The organism is Paenibacillus campi (assembly GCF_034659835.1).
GTDB classification, from domain to species: Bacteria; Bacillota; Bacilli; order Paenibacillales; family Paenibacillaceae; genus Saccharibacillus; species Saccharibacillus campi.
Genome location: NZ_JAXSQZ010000004.1, coordinates 470,057 through 487,520, shown reverse-complemented (window position 1 = coordinate 487,520; position 17,464 = coordinate 470,057). Strand labels below are relative to the sequence as shown.

Annotated in this window: 11 protein-coding genes; 2 read left to right on the top strand and 9 right to left on the bottom strand. The window is 48.4% G+C overall.

Annotated elements, in window-relative coordinates; genetic code table 11:
• Positions 1 to 157 precede the first annotated feature (157 nt).
• Together uvrA and uvrB are read right to left on the bottom strand one after the other, a co-directional pair.
• Positions 158 to 3,019 carry an excinuclease ABC subunit UvrA gene (gene uvrA, locus U1I11_RS13045; protein ID WP_322906612.1) on the bottom strand — a complete coding sequence of 954 codons (2,862 nt, stop codon included), beginning with the start codon at positions 3,017 to 3,019 and terminating at the stop codon, positions 158 to 160.
• Between the two features lie 251 nt (positions 3,020 to 3,270).
• On the bottom strand, positions 3,271 to 5,271 hold the full coding sequence (gene uvrB / locus U1I11_RS13040) for an excinuclease ABC subunit UvrB (protein WP_322906564.1): 2,001 nt from the start codon (positions 5,269 to 5,271) through the stop codon (positions 3,271 to 3,273).
• Between the two features lie 463 nt (positions 5,272 to 5,734).
• Here uvrB and U1I11_RS13035 point away from each other — a divergent pair, with 463 nt between their 5' ends.
• Positions 5,735 to 6,523 (top strand): flagellar motor protein, encoded by a 789-nt coding sequence (locus tag U1I11_RS13035; RefSeq protein ID WP_322906563.1) that lies wholly within the window; start codon positions 5,735 to 5,737, stop codon positions 6,521 to 6,523.
• A gap of 2 nt (positions 6,524 to 6,525) precedes the next feature.
• Positions 6,526 to 7,338 carry a flagellar motor protein MotB gene (locus tag U1I11_RS13030; RefSeq protein ID WP_322906562.1) on the top strand — a complete coding sequence of 271 codons (813 nt, stop codon included), beginning with the start codon at positions 6,526 to 6,528 and terminating at the stop codon, positions 7,336 to 7,338.
• A 297-nt stretch (positions 7,339 to 7,635) separates the two neighbouring features.
• Here the strand turns inward: U1I11_RS13030 and U1I11_RS13025 are convergent, their stop codons facing one another.
• The 7 genes from U1I11_RS13025 to U1I11_RS12995 form a co-directional block, all read right to left on the bottom strand.
• Entirely contained in the window at positions 7,636 to 9,195 is a 1,560-nt protein-coding gene (locus tag U1I11_RS13025) for a PDZ domain-containing protein (RefSeq protein WP_322906611.1), read from the bottom strand.
• 319 nt (positions 9,196 to 9,514) lie between these two features.
• Positions 9,515 to 10,975, bottom strand: a complete 1,461-nt coding sequence (locus U1I11_RS13020) for a S41 family peptidase (RefSeq protein WP_322906561.1) — start codon at positions 10,973 to 10,975, stop codon at positions 9,515 to 9,517.
• 90 nt (positions 10,976 to 11,065) lie between these two features.
• Positions 11,066 to 12,337 carry a murein hydrolase activator EnvC family protein gene (locus U1I11_RS13015; RefSeq protein ID WP_322906560.1) on the bottom strand — a complete coding sequence of 424 codons (1,272 nt, stop codon included), beginning with the start codon at positions 12,335 to 12,337 and terminating at the stop codon, positions 11,066 to 11,068.
• Between the two features lie 152 nt (positions 12,338 to 12,489).
• Positions 12,490 to 13,410 carry a permease-like cell division protein FtsX gene (ftsX, locus tag U1I11_RS13010; RefSeq protein WP_322906559.1) on the bottom strand — a complete coding sequence of 307 codons (921 nt, stop codon included), beginning with the start codon at positions 13,408 to 13,410 and terminating at the stop codon, positions 12,490 to 12,492.
• Positions 13,400 to 14,086: a cell division ATP-binding protein FtsE gene (gene ftsE, locus U1I11_RS13005; protein ID WP_322906558.1), complete on the bottom strand. Its 687-nt coding sequence runs from the start codon at positions 14,084 to 14,086 to the stop codon at positions 13,400 to 13,402. Before ftsE ends, ftsX begins: the two co-directional genes overlap by 11 nt.
• 284 nt (positions 14,087 to 14,370) lie before the next feature.
• On the bottom strand, positions 14,371 to 15,933 hold the full coding sequence (locus tag U1I11_RS13000; protein ID WP_322906557.1) for an MDR family MFS transporter: 1,563 nt from the start codon (positions 15,931 to 15,933) through the stop codon (positions 14,371 to 14,373).
• Positions 15,934 to 16,055: 122 nt separating this feature from the next.
• Positions 16,056 to 17,060 carry a LacI family DNA-binding transcriptional regulator gene (locus U1I11_RS12995; protein ID WP_322906556.1) on the bottom strand — a complete coding sequence of 335 codons (1,005 nt, stop codon included), beginning with the start codon at positions 17,058 to 17,060 and terminating at the stop codon, positions 16,056 to 16,058.
• Between the last annotated feature and the right edge of the window lie 404 nt (positions 17,061 to 17,464).

Genomic DNA, 17,464 nt, shown 5'->3' with positions numbered 1-17,464 from the left:
GGCGGATAGGCTCATTTGGATACAGTTTTGACACTATTTATTGCGGGTATGTTGCTACGTATCCATTATGTAAACCCGAAAGGATCGTTTTGACGCGAACGATCCTTTCGGGCATATTAAAGCTTAGTATTGATCATGATTTGTGCTCATTCCACGCTTATACTTGACTGCTTTCAAGCTCACGACTGCGCATCGTATCACGCTCTAGTACCGGTTTTAAATAATGTCCGGTATACGAGTTCTTCACGCTGGCAATCTGCTCTGGAGAGCCGGATGCCAGCACCGTACCGCCGCCACTTCCGCCTTCCGGTCCCAAATCGATCAAATAATCCGCCGTTTTGATCACATCCAGATTATGCTCAATGACGAGCACCGATTCGCCAGAATCGACGAGACGCTGCAACACTTGCAGCAGGCGGGCAATATCGTCCACATGCAAACCGGTCGTCGGCTCATCCAAAATGTACATCGTTTTGCCTGTACTGCGGCGATGCAGCTCGGAAGCGAGTTTAACACGTTGCGCTTCACCACCGGACAGCGTTGTTGCCGGTTGACCGAGTTTCACATAACCGAGACCGACGTCGAGCAGCGTTTGCAGCTTACGATGAATACGCGGCATGTTTTGGAAAAATTCGACCGCATCTTCAATCGTCATATCGAGCACATCGGCAATCGTACGATTTTTGTATTTCACTTCTAATGTTTCGCGGTTATACCGTTGCCCTTTGCATATTTCACAAGGTACATATACGTCTGGCAGGAAGTGCATTTCGATTTTGATAATCCCGTCACCGCGGCATGCTTCACAGCGTCCACCTTTGATGTTAAAGCTAAAGCGACCTTTTTTGTAGCCGCGCACTTTCGCTTCATTCGTCTGGGCAAACAGATCGCGAATATCATCGAATACGCCGGTATATGTTGCCGGATTGGAACGCGGTGTGCGTCCGATCGGTGATTGGTCGATATCGATCACTTTATCGATATGTTCCAAACCGCGAATTTCGCGATATTGCCCTGGAATGACACGCGCTTTGTTCAGATCGCGCGCCAGCGTTTTGTACAAAATCTCATTCACCAATGTGGACTTGCCTGAGCCGGAAACGCCGGTTACCGCCGTGAACAGACCGATCGGGATTTTGACGTTAACGTTTTTGAGGTTATTTTCCTTTGCACCGCGTATTTCGAGCCAGCGCTCGCCCGGTTGACGACGCTGTAATGGAACCGGTATAAATTTGCGTCCGCTCAAATATTGTCCGGTCAGCGAGTCGGCATGTGCCATAATTTCGGCTGGTGTACCGGCTGCAATGACCTGACCACCGTGAATGCCAGCGCCAGGCCCAATATCGATAATATGGTCGGCAGCCATCATCGTATCTTCGTCATGCTCAACGACGATTAGCGTATTGCCCAAATCGCGCATATGTTCCAACGTTTTGATCAGCCGATCATTGTCACGCTGATGCAAACCGATACTCGGCTCATCCAAAATATACAACACCCCAGTCAAACTGGAACCGATCTGTGTAGCAAGGCGAATACGCTGTGCTTCACCACCGGACAATGTGCCTGCCGCACGCGCCATCGTCAAGTAATCAAGACCAACATTGACGAGAAAACCGAGACGGCTAACGATCTCTTTCAAGATCAGACGTGCTATACTAAATTCCTTTTCACTTAACTGGATATGTTGGAAAAAATGAAGCGCATCATGGATCGGCATCTCTGTTGTATCGGAAATGTTTTTGCCGTCGACCGTCACTGCCAAAATTTCGCGTTTAAGACGTTTGCCTTTACATACCGGGCACGGCTTGGCGCTCATATAGCCTTCGATATATTCACGCATGCTGTCTGACGATGTGTCTTTGTAGCGACGCTCCAAATTCGGAATAATGCCTTCAAATACAACCTGTGCTTCTTTAATACGACCAAAGTCGCTTTCATAACGGAAGCGAATCTTTTGTCCGTCCGAGCCGTGCAAAATCAGATTTATTTGCTCCTTTGTCAGCTCTGCTACCGGAACGTCTAGCGGGATGTTGTAATGTTCACATACCGATTTTAGAAATTGTGGATAGTAGTTGGACAGACCGCCGCTCCATGCTTGAAAAGCACCTTCCTCGATCGTTTTGCTATGATCGGGAATGAGCAAATCAGGGTCAACGACCATACGGATACCGAGTCCATCACACTCCGGGCAGGCACCAAATGGGCTGTTGAATGAAAACATACGCGGTGACAATTCCTCAATGCTAAAACCGCAAATCGGACAGGCAAAATTAGAGCTAAACCGCAGTTCCTCCTGCCCGATAATGTCTACTAGCAGTTGACCACCCGACATTTTCAACGCCATTTCGATCGAATCGGCAAGACGAGCGGTCACATCGTCTTTAATGACAATCCGGTCAACAACGACTTCAATCGTATGCTTTTTGTTTTTCTCGAGCTGGATATCTTCGGACAGATCGCGCAATTCACCATTTACACGCACCCGTACAAACCCCTGTTTGGAAATTTCGGCAAATACGCTCTTATGCTCGCCTTTGCGTCCGGAAATGACGGGAGCGAGAATTTGCAGCCGTGTGCGTTCCGGGTATTCCATAATCCGATCGACCATCTGCTCGACCGTCTGGGAAGTAATCTCCACTCCATGATCCGGGCAATGCGGATGTCCGACACGTGCAAACAACAGGCGCAAATAGTCGTAAATTTCGGTCACTGTCCCTACCGTTGAACGCGGGTTACGACTAGTCGTTTTCTGGTCGATCGAAATGGCTGGCGATAGCCCATCAATCGAATCGACATCCGGCTTATCCATTTGCCCGAGAAATTGCCGTGCATAAGCAGACAATGACTCGACATAACGGCGCTGGCCTTCAGCGTAAATCGTATCAAACGCGAGCGAGGATTTGCCCGATCCGCTCAAACCGGTCAGTACGACAAAGCTATCACGCGGAATCTGGATATCGATATTTTTCAGATTGTGTGCGCGTGCACCTTTGATTTCAATAAATTTATTCAGCAAAGCTCCAACCTCCAACTCCGGTGCTTCCGGAAGAATCAATATGCGAACTCCGTACCCTCATATGAGCCTTATGCCCGAACCCGTCGCATACAGTGTTCGGTAACGGATATCTTTTCGGTAAATATTAGTAAACAATGATAATAATGATAATTAGGCATTTATCTATGATAAAGGTTGTCGGAAACGAAGCCCGCAACAGGGATCGATGTCCGACAACCTTTGAATTAAAGTCTGTTCATGTTGAGTGTCATTTAGCTCATCTCGGCGCGCAATTCAAGCACAGCATCACGCAGTTCGGCGGCGCGTTCAAACTGCAAGTCTTTTGCCGCAGCTTTCATCTCGCCTTCCAGACGCTCGATTAATGCGATACGTTCGCGCTTGGACATTTTGGCTTTGGACGCTTCAGCCATGTAATTCGCTTTGCCTTCCGCCACTTTGGTCGCCTCGATTACATCGCGCACTTTTTTGCGAATCGTCTGTGGGGTAATGCCATGTTGCTCATTATAAGCAACCTGAACGCTACGCCGACGTTCGGTTTCCCGCATCGCCTTTGCCATCGAATCGGTAATTTTGTCACCGTACATAATGACGCGCCCTTCCGAGTTCCGAGCGGCACGACCGATCGTTTGAATCAATGAACGTTCGGCGCGTAGGAAGCCTTCTTTGTCGGCATCAAGAATCGCCACGAGCGACACTTCCGGCAAATCTAGCCCTTCCCGCAACAAGTTAATGCCGACGAGTACATGGAATGTGCCCAATCGTAAATCCCTTAAAATCGCCATCCGTTCCAGCGTTTTGATATCGGAGTGCATATACCTGACTTTAATACCGACTTCTTTTAAATAATCGGTCAAGTCTTCCGACATTTTCTTCGTAAGCGTTGTGACTAACACACGTTCATCACGCTCGATTCGCAGTCTGATCTCACCGATCATATCGTCGATCTGCCCTTTCGTTGGACGCACTTCAATAATCGGATCAAGCAGACCGGTTGGACGGATAATCTGCTGGGTCATCGTATCGCAATGTTCCAACTCATACGGACCCGGCGTTGCCGAGACGAAGATCATTTGACCGACTTTTTGCTCAAATTCTTCAAATTTAAGCGGACGATTGTCCAGTGCAGACGGCAAGCGGAATCCGTGATCGACAAGCACATTTTTACGCGCCTGGTCACCGTTGTACATCGCACGAATTTGCGGCAATGTGACGTGGGACTCATCGATTACGACGAGCATATCATCAGGAAAATAATCAAGCAATGTATACGGTGTCTCACCGCGTTCACGGAAAGTGAGCGGACCCGAATAGTTCTCGATCCCTGAACAGAAACCGATCTCTTTCATCATTTCCAGATCGTAGCGTGTACGCTGCTCCAGACGTTGTGCTTCCAGCAGCTTGCCTTGTTCACGGAACAAAGCCAATTGCTGTTCCAGCTCACGCTCGATATTGTGGATCGCTACCCGCATCGTTTCTTCTTTGGTAACAAAGTGAGATGCCGGGAAAATAGCGATATGATCGCGCTCGCCAACCAATTCACCTGTCAACACATCAATTTCGGTAATGCGCTCAATCTCGTCACCAAACAGCTCCACACGCACAGCCTGCTCACCGCGTGAAGCCGGGAAAATCTCGATCACATCGCCACGTACACGGAATGTACCACGCACAAAATTAATATCATTGCGTTGATATTGAATGTCCACTAGCCGCGATAAAATTTCGTTGCGCGACTTCTCCATGCCTACCCGTAGCGACAGCAGCATACCGCCGTAATCACTCGGAGAACCGAGACCGTATATGCACGATACGCTCGCAACGATAATGACGTCACGGCGTTCAAACAGCGAACTGGTCGCAGAGTGACGCAGCTTATCGATCTCCTCGTTAATGCTGGAATCTTTTTCAATATACGTGTCTGAAGACGGAATATACGCCTCAGGCTGGTAATAATCATAATAGCTGACAAAATAATCGACCGAGTTGTGCGGGAAAAATTCCTTAAACTCACTCGCAAGCTGTGCAGCCAATGTTTTGTTGTGTGCAATGACGAGTGTCGGGCGCTGCAAACGAGCGATCGTCTGTGCGATCGTAAATGTTTTACCCGTACCTGTCGCACCGAGCAACGTCTGTAGCTTCTTGCCCTGCTGCACACCTTCAACCAATTCTTCAATCGCTTTGGGCTGATCGCCCTGCGGGGAAAATTCCGACTGTATCTCAAACTTCTTCGAACTGACCACAATATCGTTCATTGCCCTGCATCACCCTATCGTCTAAAATATATATTACGCGTGCCCGATAATAAAAAAAGAGATCGTACACGGGAATGCCTGGTACAGTATACTTTACCCAGCGTTCGCTAAAGCGGCACATTCCGAATGAACGAATCTCGTAAATAGTGGATATTGCCAAACGTTACAAATGGTTAAATAATGATATAACAACGATCTTTCCTAACCGTTCGGTAATGTTCCAAAATCTATCAACATTTAACATTACGGACATCGAAATAGGAATGTTTGTTCCCTTCTATTATACTCTTGGAATACCGTTTATGCAATTGAAACAACGTCTGTAAACAACACTTTTTTCAATTATTTTCATACGATCGGCTGAAATAAAACAGTTCCCACAGCGCCACACCTTACCGCACATCATTGTGCACAATATTCCGTTACAGACTCGCTTCCCGCATGCAGAACAGGAGATGGATACATGGATTTGACAACAATTATTGGAATTATTGCAGGCATTGCTGCATTGATTGGGGGGTTTTTATGGGAAGGCGGCGACGCTGGTGGGTTGATCCAGGGTGCTGCCGCATTAATCGTATTTGGTGGCACCGCTGCCGCTGTGGTGATCAGCTTTCCAGCATCCCGTCTCAAAAAAGTACCGCAGGCGATTATGACCGTATTTGTGCCTGCGCGCACCGATAATGAGCAATTGATCGAAGATGTAGTCAATATGTCGATGCATGCACGTCGCGCTGGTGTGCTAGCGTTGGAATCACAAGCGACTTCGCACGAAAATGCTTTTCTACGCGAAGGGCTGCAACAAGTAGTCGATGGTACCGATCGCGATGTAATCCGGCAAATTTTGGAGCTGGAGATGGGTAAAACCGAGCAGGAATACGAGCAATACGCCAAAATTTTCGATTCCGCTGGCGGCTATGCCCCTACGATGGGCATTATCGGTACGGTTATGGGTTTGATCCAGGTGCTCAGCAGTCTGAATGAACCGAACGGGCTGGGCGCTTCGATTGCGGTCGCTTTTACGGCAACATTGTACGGGGTAGCTAGTGCCAATCTGATCTTCCTGCCGCTCGCTTCCAAAATTCGCGCGCGCGCCGAGCTGGAAATTCAAACGATGGAAATGCTGCTCGAAGGCATGCTATCGATTCAAAATGGCGAAAATCCGCAGCTCGTTCGTCGCAAACTGGAAACATTCGTAACTGAACAAGATAACGGGTATGACAACAAACCGGCATCGATGAAAGGGGACTAACGATGGGACGTTATTCTCGCCGCTCCTCCAAACCGACCGGGCATGATCATAAAGATCGATGGTTAATTACGTATGCCGATCTGATCACACTGCTGCTTATTTTCTTTATTGTGATGTATTCGGTCAGTCAGATCGATTCCGATAAATATAAGGTATTAACCGAATCATTACAGCTTACGTTTCAAAATCCTCATTCCAACTCGATTTTGAACGGTGGCAAAGGCGTAACCGGTACGGCAGGGCAAAGTACTAGTGAGGGCGGTCAATCCGGTCAACAGGGGCAAACTGGACAGCAAAACGGACAAGGACAGGAAGCATTGACTAACCGTGAGCAAGCGTTCCGCGAACAGGAGCGTGAGCTTACGAACCTGATGAAAGTGATCCAAAACTATGTGCAAACGAACAATTTACAAGGACAAGTAACGGTCGTTGATAAACCGCAAGGCATTTCGATTACGCTGAGCGATCAGTTTTTGTTTGATGAAGGCAAAGCCGAGTTAAAGCCCGGCTCACTCGGAACGCTCGCCAGACTGGCAAGCTTGTTCCAATCGATCAACACGACGATCAGCATCGAAGGTCATACGGACAATTTGCCGATTGTGCATGCTTCTCGCTATCAGGACAATTGGGAGCTGTCCGGTGCACGTGCGTTGTCGGTATTGCGCTATTTTATCGATGTCAAAAAAATCAATCAAGCGAAGTTCCAATATGCCGGCTATGGAGCGACTCGTCCTACAGCGGACAACTCCACTACGGCAGGGCGGCAAAAAAATCGACGTGTAGAAATTATCGTGCTGCGGCAGTTACAAGAGTAGCTTCGTCAGAACGGTTATGGCAGTTGGTTTATGCTGATCAAGAGCGTGACACAGCGCACGGAATGCTGTTATACGACCTTTTAAGACGTTTCAATCGTTGGATAATCTGGCACGGTTATGTATGCGTTCCGATGAGAGTGTTATTTTAAACAACAGGCGAACTCGTTGCATACGGAAAAAGGGAGCTGATGCTTTGACGGCATCGTCTCCCTTTTTGTATTTAAGTATAGCGCTGTAAACTGTTATGATTTCTAATATAGCCAGCTACTGTGCATGATCACGTATAACTAGTCGCTGTTAGCGACGGCTTCGTTTGCGGCCTCGTTTTGGCAATCCTGTCATATCATCGTCTGTCGGCGGTTGGGCTGACAGGCTAGGTCGCTTGGCTGAAGAAGATGAACCAGACTGCTTATGATCGACAGCGGCATGATCATTAGCAGTTGTCGTTTTTGCGGCTGGCGGTTGCTGTTGCTGTTGCTGTTGCTGTCCATTGTCTTTTTGGTTACGAACCATGCGTGAGCGGATAGGCTCTCCATCCACAACAGGCGTTGATTGCCGAATGATATGATCAGGATCAAGCTCCGACGGAACCGTCGTACTGCGTACTGTATGTCTGCTTACAACCGGCATACGTAATAGGTGAAAAGCGTTTAGCCGCTGTGCTTCCGTCGTCACCGCTGCATCATCGTCCGGCACAAAGATCATCCCGAGTTGATGATGGTCGCCCGCATAGATAGCACGCTGCATAAACTTGATTTCGCCTTCTCGATTTAAAATTTCCAGCTTACAAAAGGCAGGGTTAATACGCAGCGCCGCATGCAATGTTTGCGGGCTATGCACTTTTACACCATTCGCTTTAAATATCGCCTCGGCTGCCCGAATGCCAAGTTCATCTGCAGGGCTGCCGGGAATGACGTCCAATATGCGCAATCCACGCAAAGATTGCGTATACATCGGCGTTTGCTCCGCTTCCTGCCTGCGGCTCTTATACACGATATATTCGCGCCAGATTACACCGATCCAGATACCGAGCAAGGCAAGCGGATGCCACCAATACGTGCCTACAGCCACAATGATTAACACCAGACTGCTTTGCCACAACTGCGTGGAAATGATTTTTGCTTTCACCTGCGGCAGCTCGCTTTGTGTGAGCACACTCGTACCGATCATGACCGGTAACAACGATAATGCTACCCCTGCACTCCATACATCGCCGCCATATAGCGGCTGCCACGGCAATACCCAGCCGCCTAACGATGGCACCAGCAACCAGAGCGGTACAGGCCAAAATACGTCCATTGTGTATGCTCCGACCTTTTTGCCGCGCTTGCCTTCGATTACAATCGGTGAAGACAGACGTGGCGCTTGCAGGCGAAACAATACCGCTTCGGCAATATGCAACAACACCGCCAACGTAAACAAGCCTACCCAATCAGCATTGCGGATTGCCGCGACGATTTGTCCGAGCAAGCCAACCGGCTGCCATCCCGACATAAACGATAAAATTACATACAAAATGCTCAGCAGTGCAAGCGCATCCAACAAATGAGCAAGTCGCAGTCGGAACAACGATAATATGACAATCAGTCCACCGAGCAACCATAATAACTCAGTTGAAGTATGTATACCGACTCCGGTCATTAGCAGCGATGCTAGCACACCGACTACCAAACCTGTAACTACCGTCCGCAACACACGTCCGGCGTAAATGTGTACACGAATATTAAACAATCGGCGTTCCAATATTCCTTGCCGCCGATAATGAAGCAATACCGCCAGTAAAAATATATAATAAAACGGCTGCGTCAGCAGCGATACAACAATCTCCATTAACAGATGCAGCGTATTGCTCAGCATATCCACCACCCTTCACTCCTCTTGACTGTAACGTTTGTGTACGACCAGATCGACGCAGGCAAATTTTATTATTGATGTCCTGTAATGATGCTGTTGGATAGGCAAGCTTGTTTACAAAAACAGCCCATCGCTGTCCGTTTCCACTTCACCAACTGCAATTATAAGACAAGCATATCATGTCATCGATCGTTTTGCGCCTGCGGTCACATTTTATTTATCTAACCTGCTCTATTGTATCGAAATATGTTCAAAAAAAGAAGGCTGCGCACAGCCTTCTTTTCGATCATTTTGGTGAATCGCTTGTTTGGATGAAGTTAGCTTATTTGCCTGTGCCTACTTGCTTTTCGACACCTGCAATCGCTTTGTTAAGTTGTACATCATATTGTGGGTCTTGAATATGCTTGATCAATGCCGCTTCCAGCGCAGTAGCTGTTTTGGCGTCGATTTTGCCGGTTGGTGTCAGTTTTTGAGCCGTTTGGAATGCACGGACTTCGGTTTCAGTGCTGCGGTCAAAATAACCGTCTTTGCGGTCAACTTTGTAGCCGAGACCTGCCAGCATCACTTGCGCATTTTTGATATTGTCATTGTTCATATCGTATACGAGCACATTGTCGGTATTGATCGGTGTGACCGTATAATAATCCGGTGGTGCGATTTGCACATCCGGTTTGATGCCTTTTTTGTGAATCCAGTCGCCATTCGGTGTAAGCCATTTGGCGATCGTAATTTTGATCAGGCTGCCGTCATTGAACAGATTGTCCATGCTCGTCTGCACGGTTCCTTTACCATACGTCGTTTCGCCGTACAGCGTAGCGCCTGCCGATTGTTTTAGCGCTCCAGCAAGAATTTCGGATGCGCTCGCACTACCGCCATTCGTCACAACCGCAATCGGGTAGTTTACAGCTTGACCGGTGGAATTTGCCACCTGGCGCTGTCCATTGCGATCTTCAATCTGGACGATCGGTTTGCCTTTGGCGATCAATTGGGATGCCATATCTTCCACCACCGACAATACACCACCAGGGTTGTTGCGCACATCGATCACAAGCCCTTTCATCCCTTCGGCTTGCAGCTTGGTCAGCTCCTGTTTGAAACGCTCTGCTGTATTCAGTGAAAATTGCGTAATCTGGATAACGCCGATTTTATCACTGGTCATACGCGCATAGACGGTTTCAAGCGAAATATCGTCACGCGTAATTTTGAATGTCATCGTTTCTTTGCTGCCTGCACGCTGAATTTCCAGCTCGGCAACCGAGCCTTTTTTACCGCGAATTTTGGCGACCGCAGCATTCAGATCATTGCCGGACAGTTTTTCACCGTTAACCGATACGATAATGTCTTTTGCACGCAAACCTGCTTTTTCCGCAGGCGAGCCTTTGATCGGGGCGATGATTACTACATTGCCGTTGTCTTGCGAAACTTCAGCACCGATACCGGTAAACGAACCAGCGATCGATTCACTGAATTGACTCGCGGTATCGGTATCCATATAACTGGAATACGGATCGCCTAGCGCTTCCATCATGCCGTTAATCGCACCGTTTACGAGCTTGCTCTCATCGACATTTTGATAATAATTGCTTTCGATCAAGCTTGCGACTGTGCTAAGCTTGCTTTTCTCCTGATCGTTCAGACCCCCACCGCTGAGTGCGCCCAGTACGCCCTGTCCTATCGAGGCTCTCTGCACAAAGGATGGCAAATTCACTATAGCTAGCGTCAGCACGCTACTAAGCACCATCATGGCAACTACAAGCAGAGCTACCGTGCGTTTTCTCATCATGTATGACCGCCTTTCTAAGCTAAAACCGGCTTGCCCATCCGCTATCCGCCCAATAGGGGATAGCGATGAACAGCCGGAATCGCAATCGTATTACAAATATCCCATCGGATCAACTGGCGATCCGTTTACACGCACTTCAAAGTGACAGTGAGGGCCAGTCGAATTACCGGTGGAACCGACTTCAGCAATCTTTTCGCCACGGCTGACGCTTTGCCCAGCATGTACCATCACACCGCCATTGCGAATATGACCGTACAGCGTTTGAATGCCATTTCCGTGATCGATAATGACCGCATTGCCATAACCGCTCATCGCCCCTGCTACAACGACTGTACCGCCATCAGCGGCGGTGATGTCCGTCCCTTGCGGAGCCGCAAAGTCAACGCCAGCGTGCAGCTTGTAAATGCCTGTTACCGGATTCGTACGGTAACCGAATGGGGACGATAAACGCGCACCGGCTACAGGTACACTTAGCAGACCGTTTCCGCTACCGCTATAGCCACCACCGCCTCCGGATGATCCTGATCCGCTATCACTTGCTGCGCTGCGTGCCGCCGCTTCGGCAGCCGCACGAGCTGCCGCCGCTGCACGTTCCTGTGCTTCAACGGCTGTCTTTTCACGATACAATGACGCGCGTTTGTCTGCCAAATCCCATAACGCCTGTTCCTGTTCGGCAGTCGTATCTTCAGCATTTTGAATTTGCAGATCATATTTGGCGATCAGGCGCTGCTTTTCGTTTTCTTTGGCATCCAGCTCGCCTTTGCGCTTGGCTTTTTCGGCATATAATCCTTTGGCGAGCGCATAGTTCGCTTTTAATTTATTTTGCGTCACGACGACGAATTGTTTGTCTTTTTCATGCTGTGCCAAAATGTCCTGATCTTGATCGACGATCATACGCAGCGAATCGGCACGTTCCACAAAGTCGGAAAAACTGTTCGAGGACATCAGTACATCCAAATATGACACCATTCCATCGGTGTACATCATACGCACTCGTGTATCAATCATACCTTCTCTTGCTTTGATCCGCTCTTGCGCTTCAACCAGGTCTTTTTTCGCCTGTCGCAGTCCCATTTCCGTTTTGGTAATGTCGTTCGACACACGGGCAATCTGACTGTTCACTTCATTAATCGCAGTCAGTACGATGCCAAGATCATGCTGTGCTGCTTTTTTCAGCGCAGCGGATTTGGCGCGTTTTGCCTCGGCAGCCTGTTGTTGCTGTTTCGCTTCTTGCGCCTGCTTTTCTACAGCTCTCAATTCCTGCTGAATATCACTTGATGATTTGGCTGCGGATGCCTGTGCAGGCGAAAGTAACGCAGCGGCCAATAAGATGGAGGCCATAATTGATGCGGCTTTTTTCAACTTTTATTCCCATCCTTTATATCATGTCGTTGGTTAGTTAAAGTAGTCGTTTCCGGCGCTCAGCAATTACGTCATTTCATTTATCGGCAACTGGTAGGGATTCATTATAGGACTACAGTCCTTTTTGGTAAAAATTAGGACTAATTTTGAAATTAAACTTTCAGGAAGCGACGAATCGATACCGTACTTCCCCAAATACCGATCAACACACCGAGAATGAACAACAATGCGCTAAGCCAGCCCCATATTTGCTGTAATGGCACAAGTGTAACTAGCGTGCCCAGACTGAGCGACGATTGCGCCGCATTAATCAACTGCTGATAACCGATAAACAAAATCGCAATCGTAACGAGCGCCCCGATTCCACCTAGCAGTGCACCTTCAATAAAAAACGGCCAGCGAATAAACTGATTCGTCGCCCCGACCAGCTTCATGATGCTAATCTCGCGGCGACGGGCGAGAATTGTCACCCGAATCGTATTGGCAATTAGGAACATCGCCATCAGCGCAAGCGCCGCTACGAGTACGAGTCCGATGTTGCGGATCAGATCGGTAACTTTGAACAGCGTTTCGATCGTTTCGCCGCCATAGCGTACTTTTAAAATCGGCTGCTCTACATGTTCGTTGTTGAGCGCTTCAATCTTCTTCGCCACAAATGGCACCGTGCTCGCTTCTACGACTTGCACGCGCAGCGCATCTGGCAGCGGATTGTTATTTTCGGCATAACCTTCCAGGAAGCTTTCTCCGCCTTCACCGAGGCTTTGGCGCAGTTCTTGTAAACCTTCGTTTTTCGGAATAAACGTAACCGATTTAACTTCCGGCATTTTGCTAATTTCTTGCTGCAATTGCTCACGCAGCGACTGGTTCACATTCAGCTCCAAAAACACATTGATCTCCACTTGGCTATCCGCCTTGTCGGTCAACTGATTCACATTGTAAACGAGTAAAATAAACACGCCCAAAATTAACAAAGACACAATAATGGAGGTAATGGACGCTACCGACATCCACCCGTTGCGGAATACGCTTCGAAAACCTTCCCGCAAGTGTCGCAAGAAGGTACTAAAATTCATAACCGTACTCCCCTCTGATTTGATCTCGTACAATATGTCCATTCTCGATTGCAAGCACGCGGCGACGCATCGAGTTTACGATATCTTTGTTGTGCGTTGCCATAATGATCGTCGTACCGCGAAAATTAATCTCGTCCAGCAATTGCATAATGCCAAACGATGTTTCCGGGTCAAGGTTACCTGTCGGCTCATCGGCAATAATAACGGACGGATTGTTCACGATCGCGCGCGCAATCGCAATCCGCTGCTGCTCACCGCCGGACAGATGATCTGGATAACGGTTCGCTTTACTTTGCAGACCGACCAGTTCCAGTACTTCCATGACGCGCTTTTTCATCTGTTTCCGTGGCGCTTCAATCACTTCCATCGCAAAAGCGATATTTTCATAAGCGGTCAATTTGGGCAATAGGCGGAAATCTTGAAACACTACACCGATATTGCGGCGCAGTAACGGAATTTTGCGTTGCTTTAGCTTGCCAAGATTGAATCCATTGACCGAAATTTGGCCTTTGGTCGGCTTTTCTTCACGATACATCAGCTTCATAAATGTCGATTTCCCCGCTCCCGAGGGTCCGACTACATATACAAATTCATTACGGTCGATTTTGACGGAAACGCCTTGCAGCGCGTGTGCGCCGTTCGCATACGTTTTCCATACGTCCTGCATCTCGATCAATTCATCACTTCCTAATTACAGGTTCAGGGTCAATACGTTAGACTAGGTGATCACGCTTTGTATCCAGCCTGTGCATAACCCGATTTCAGCAGGCATGACATAATTCCACAATCTCTATTGTAACAAATTCGTTACCTGCTGGGTACTATAATAACGTGAAAATATGCGCCAAATCAAAAAACGACCGATTTCATTTTTGTCATGAAATCGATCGTTCCTTTTATAGTGCGGCTTGAGCTACGTTTTGATTGCCTATTTTCCCATTGTTAGTATTCAATTCGTATTTAAGCGGAAGACTGCCCTTTAGCGGCTTGCTTGCCGTTTGAACGTGAGTTGGTTACCGCTCTTGCCCCGCCCATCAGCGATACAGCCACAAGTGCACAGACCGCTGGCACAATCGCCCAGCCAAACGTATTTGCGACCGAGTGTGTCAGCGCTTGCCGGATCGTTTCCAGCACGCTTGTCGGAATGTGCGACTGCATCTGCGGTGACAGCAATGCGCGCGGATCGACCTGTGACAAATCCATGCCTGCCGGCAGTGAGCCACCGCCAAGTTGCTGCTGCAATTGTCCGTTCAGCAAACTGCGCTGAATGAGTCCAAAAATCGTCACCCCGACCGACATCCCTAACGAACGCACAAATGACAGCGTCGAATTCGCCGCACCGCGCTGGCGAATATCAAACTCCTGAATCCCGCTAATGCCCAGCACAGAGAACGAGAATCCGATCCCAAAACCGGTCACGATCAAATCAATGACAAGCATCCAGTTCGGTGTATCAGCTTTAAGCTGGCTTAACAATACCATGCCCACGATAAAGACGAGTGCTGAAAACATCATAATGCGGCGAAACGTCATTTTATTGACAAGTATCCCACCGACCATCGCCGCTACGACCGAACCGATCGTCATCGGCATCAATGTTAGACCGGAGTTGACCGCCGACCCGCCGGTTACGCCTTGCACATAGATCGGAATGTATAACGTAACCGTAATAAAAGCTGCCCCATAAAAAAATCCAGCTGCCACGCTCCCGGCAAACAAGCGCTGTCGAAACATCGGAAACGATACGATCGGCTCCGCCGCCTTGCGCTCGGCAAACACAAAGCCGACCGCCATAACTACAAAAACCGCCAGCAGTCCCAAAATAAACGGCGATGTCCATGCATACGTCCCGCCGCCCAGCTCCAATGCAAACATTAACGAAACGACCGCACCGACGAGCAGCGTCGCCCCTGTCCAGTCAATCCGCTGACGCGACCGCTCCAGCGATTCACGATAAAAGATTACAATAAGTAGCAACGACAAAATGCCCAATGGCACATTGATGTAAAATACCCAGCGCCAGCTTGCATACTCGGTAATGTACGCCCCAAGCAGCGGGCCAAACAGACTCGACATGCCAAACACCGCGCCGAGCAGCCCGGTCATTTTACCGCGTTTTTCCGGTGGGAACGTATCAAATACGATCGTAAATGCAATCGGTACTAACGCACCGCCGCCGATTCCTTGCAGCGCTCGATACAGGCTAAGCTGCACAATCGACTGCGCCGTCCCACACAACATCGAACCGAGCATAAACATCACGAGACCAAACACAAAAAAACGTTTGCGCCCATACATATCTGATAGCTTACCAAAGATCGGCGTGCCCGCCAGCGAAGCGACCAAGTACGCCGAAGTTACCCATACAAATTGATCAAACCCGCCCAGATCACCGACTATAGTCGCAATCGAAGTCGCTACAATCGTATTATCGATCGAAGCGATAAATATGCCCAACAACAGCCCGGCTACAATCCAGCCTGTCGCCTTCTTTTTACCGACTGGTGCCGCTAATGAATTCATAATGGTCACTCCCTGCTTTCAATTCATCATCCGCTAAATGCGTCATACGTTATTATTAACACATTATCATGCGAATGACCCACCGGTCATTATGAATTTTTAAAATAATTCCCCGCTTGCTTTTATTCCACTCGCTCCGCCACCGAACGACGCTCCACCAGCTCTGTGCCGAGGAAAATCAATTCCGCTCCGGCAGACTGCCGCTCAATCCGCTCCAAAATCTTCGTTGCACCATGAGCGCTAATTTGCTCAATCGGGCGTTTAACTGTCGTTAATGCCGGATTGGTATACATGGAAAAATTAATATCGTCAAACCCGACAATCGATAGCTCATCCGGCACTTTAAGCCCCATTTCAAATGCTGCATTCATCGCGCCAATCGCCATATCATCATTGGAGCAAAACACCGCTGTCGGCGGCGAATCCAGTTGCAATAGCGCTTGCATCGCCTGATAGCCGCTTTCTGTACTATAACGACCAGGCACAATATACTGATCAGGCAGCGATAATTGCGCCGCTTGCATCGCATCCAAAAAGCCGCTGCGCCGCTGCTCGGCGGATTTGAATCCTTTCATCCCTTCGATCAAGGCGATCCGGCGATGCCCTTGCCGAATCAAATACTCCCCAGCATGCTGCGCACCTTCACGGTCATTAGATACGATATTGACAAAATCACCGTCCGGAATCAGACGATTTAGCACCACAAGCGGGATGTCCTGCCCGATCACATGCTCGATAAACGCATGATCATCATCACTCTGACTCATCAAAATAATGCCATCAAAGCGCTTCGGATGAATCGTGCCATAATCTTCATAATCATCGATCCCACGCACAAACAAATTATATTCAATCCCAATTACCGAGTTTACACCTCGAATCGTATCTGCAAAAAAGCTGCTGCTCGTCCCATGCGACAAACTGCTGAAAAACAAACCAATCGTATGCGAGCGCTGCAACACTAGACTTTTCGCATTATAGTTCGGAATATAATTCAACTCACGCGCAATTTCGACAATTTTCCGCTTAGTGACCTCTTTGATGAGCGGGCTATTGTTCAGTGCCCTCGATACGGTCGTATGAGAAACATTCGCTATTTTGGCGATATCTTTAATGGTAGATGCCATATGCATACCTTCCTTTTATCGTCACTTGTATGGAAATCATATGCTGCTGTCTATGTATTCGCAATCTGCTGCATTACCTAGAAAACAACAAATGATTCACGCCTTGGATCAACATCCTGTTCACCTCAATAATATTCATCGTCCAATTCCACCTAACCATACCACATTATTTCCGCCACAAGATAGCGATATTGTAGTGAAAACGTTGACTTAAGCGGCACTATTCACACACCACCAAGCTAACTTAATAGCGATATGAGCGTGCACACTTGCCTATGCCTTAGCCTACAATATGCCAATACCCTTATCATCATCCATCGCCTGGCTCCAATTGTTCCCACTACACAAAAGAGTCTTCTATGCCGCTTCTGCATCATGCATAGCAACAGGAAGACTCTATCGTC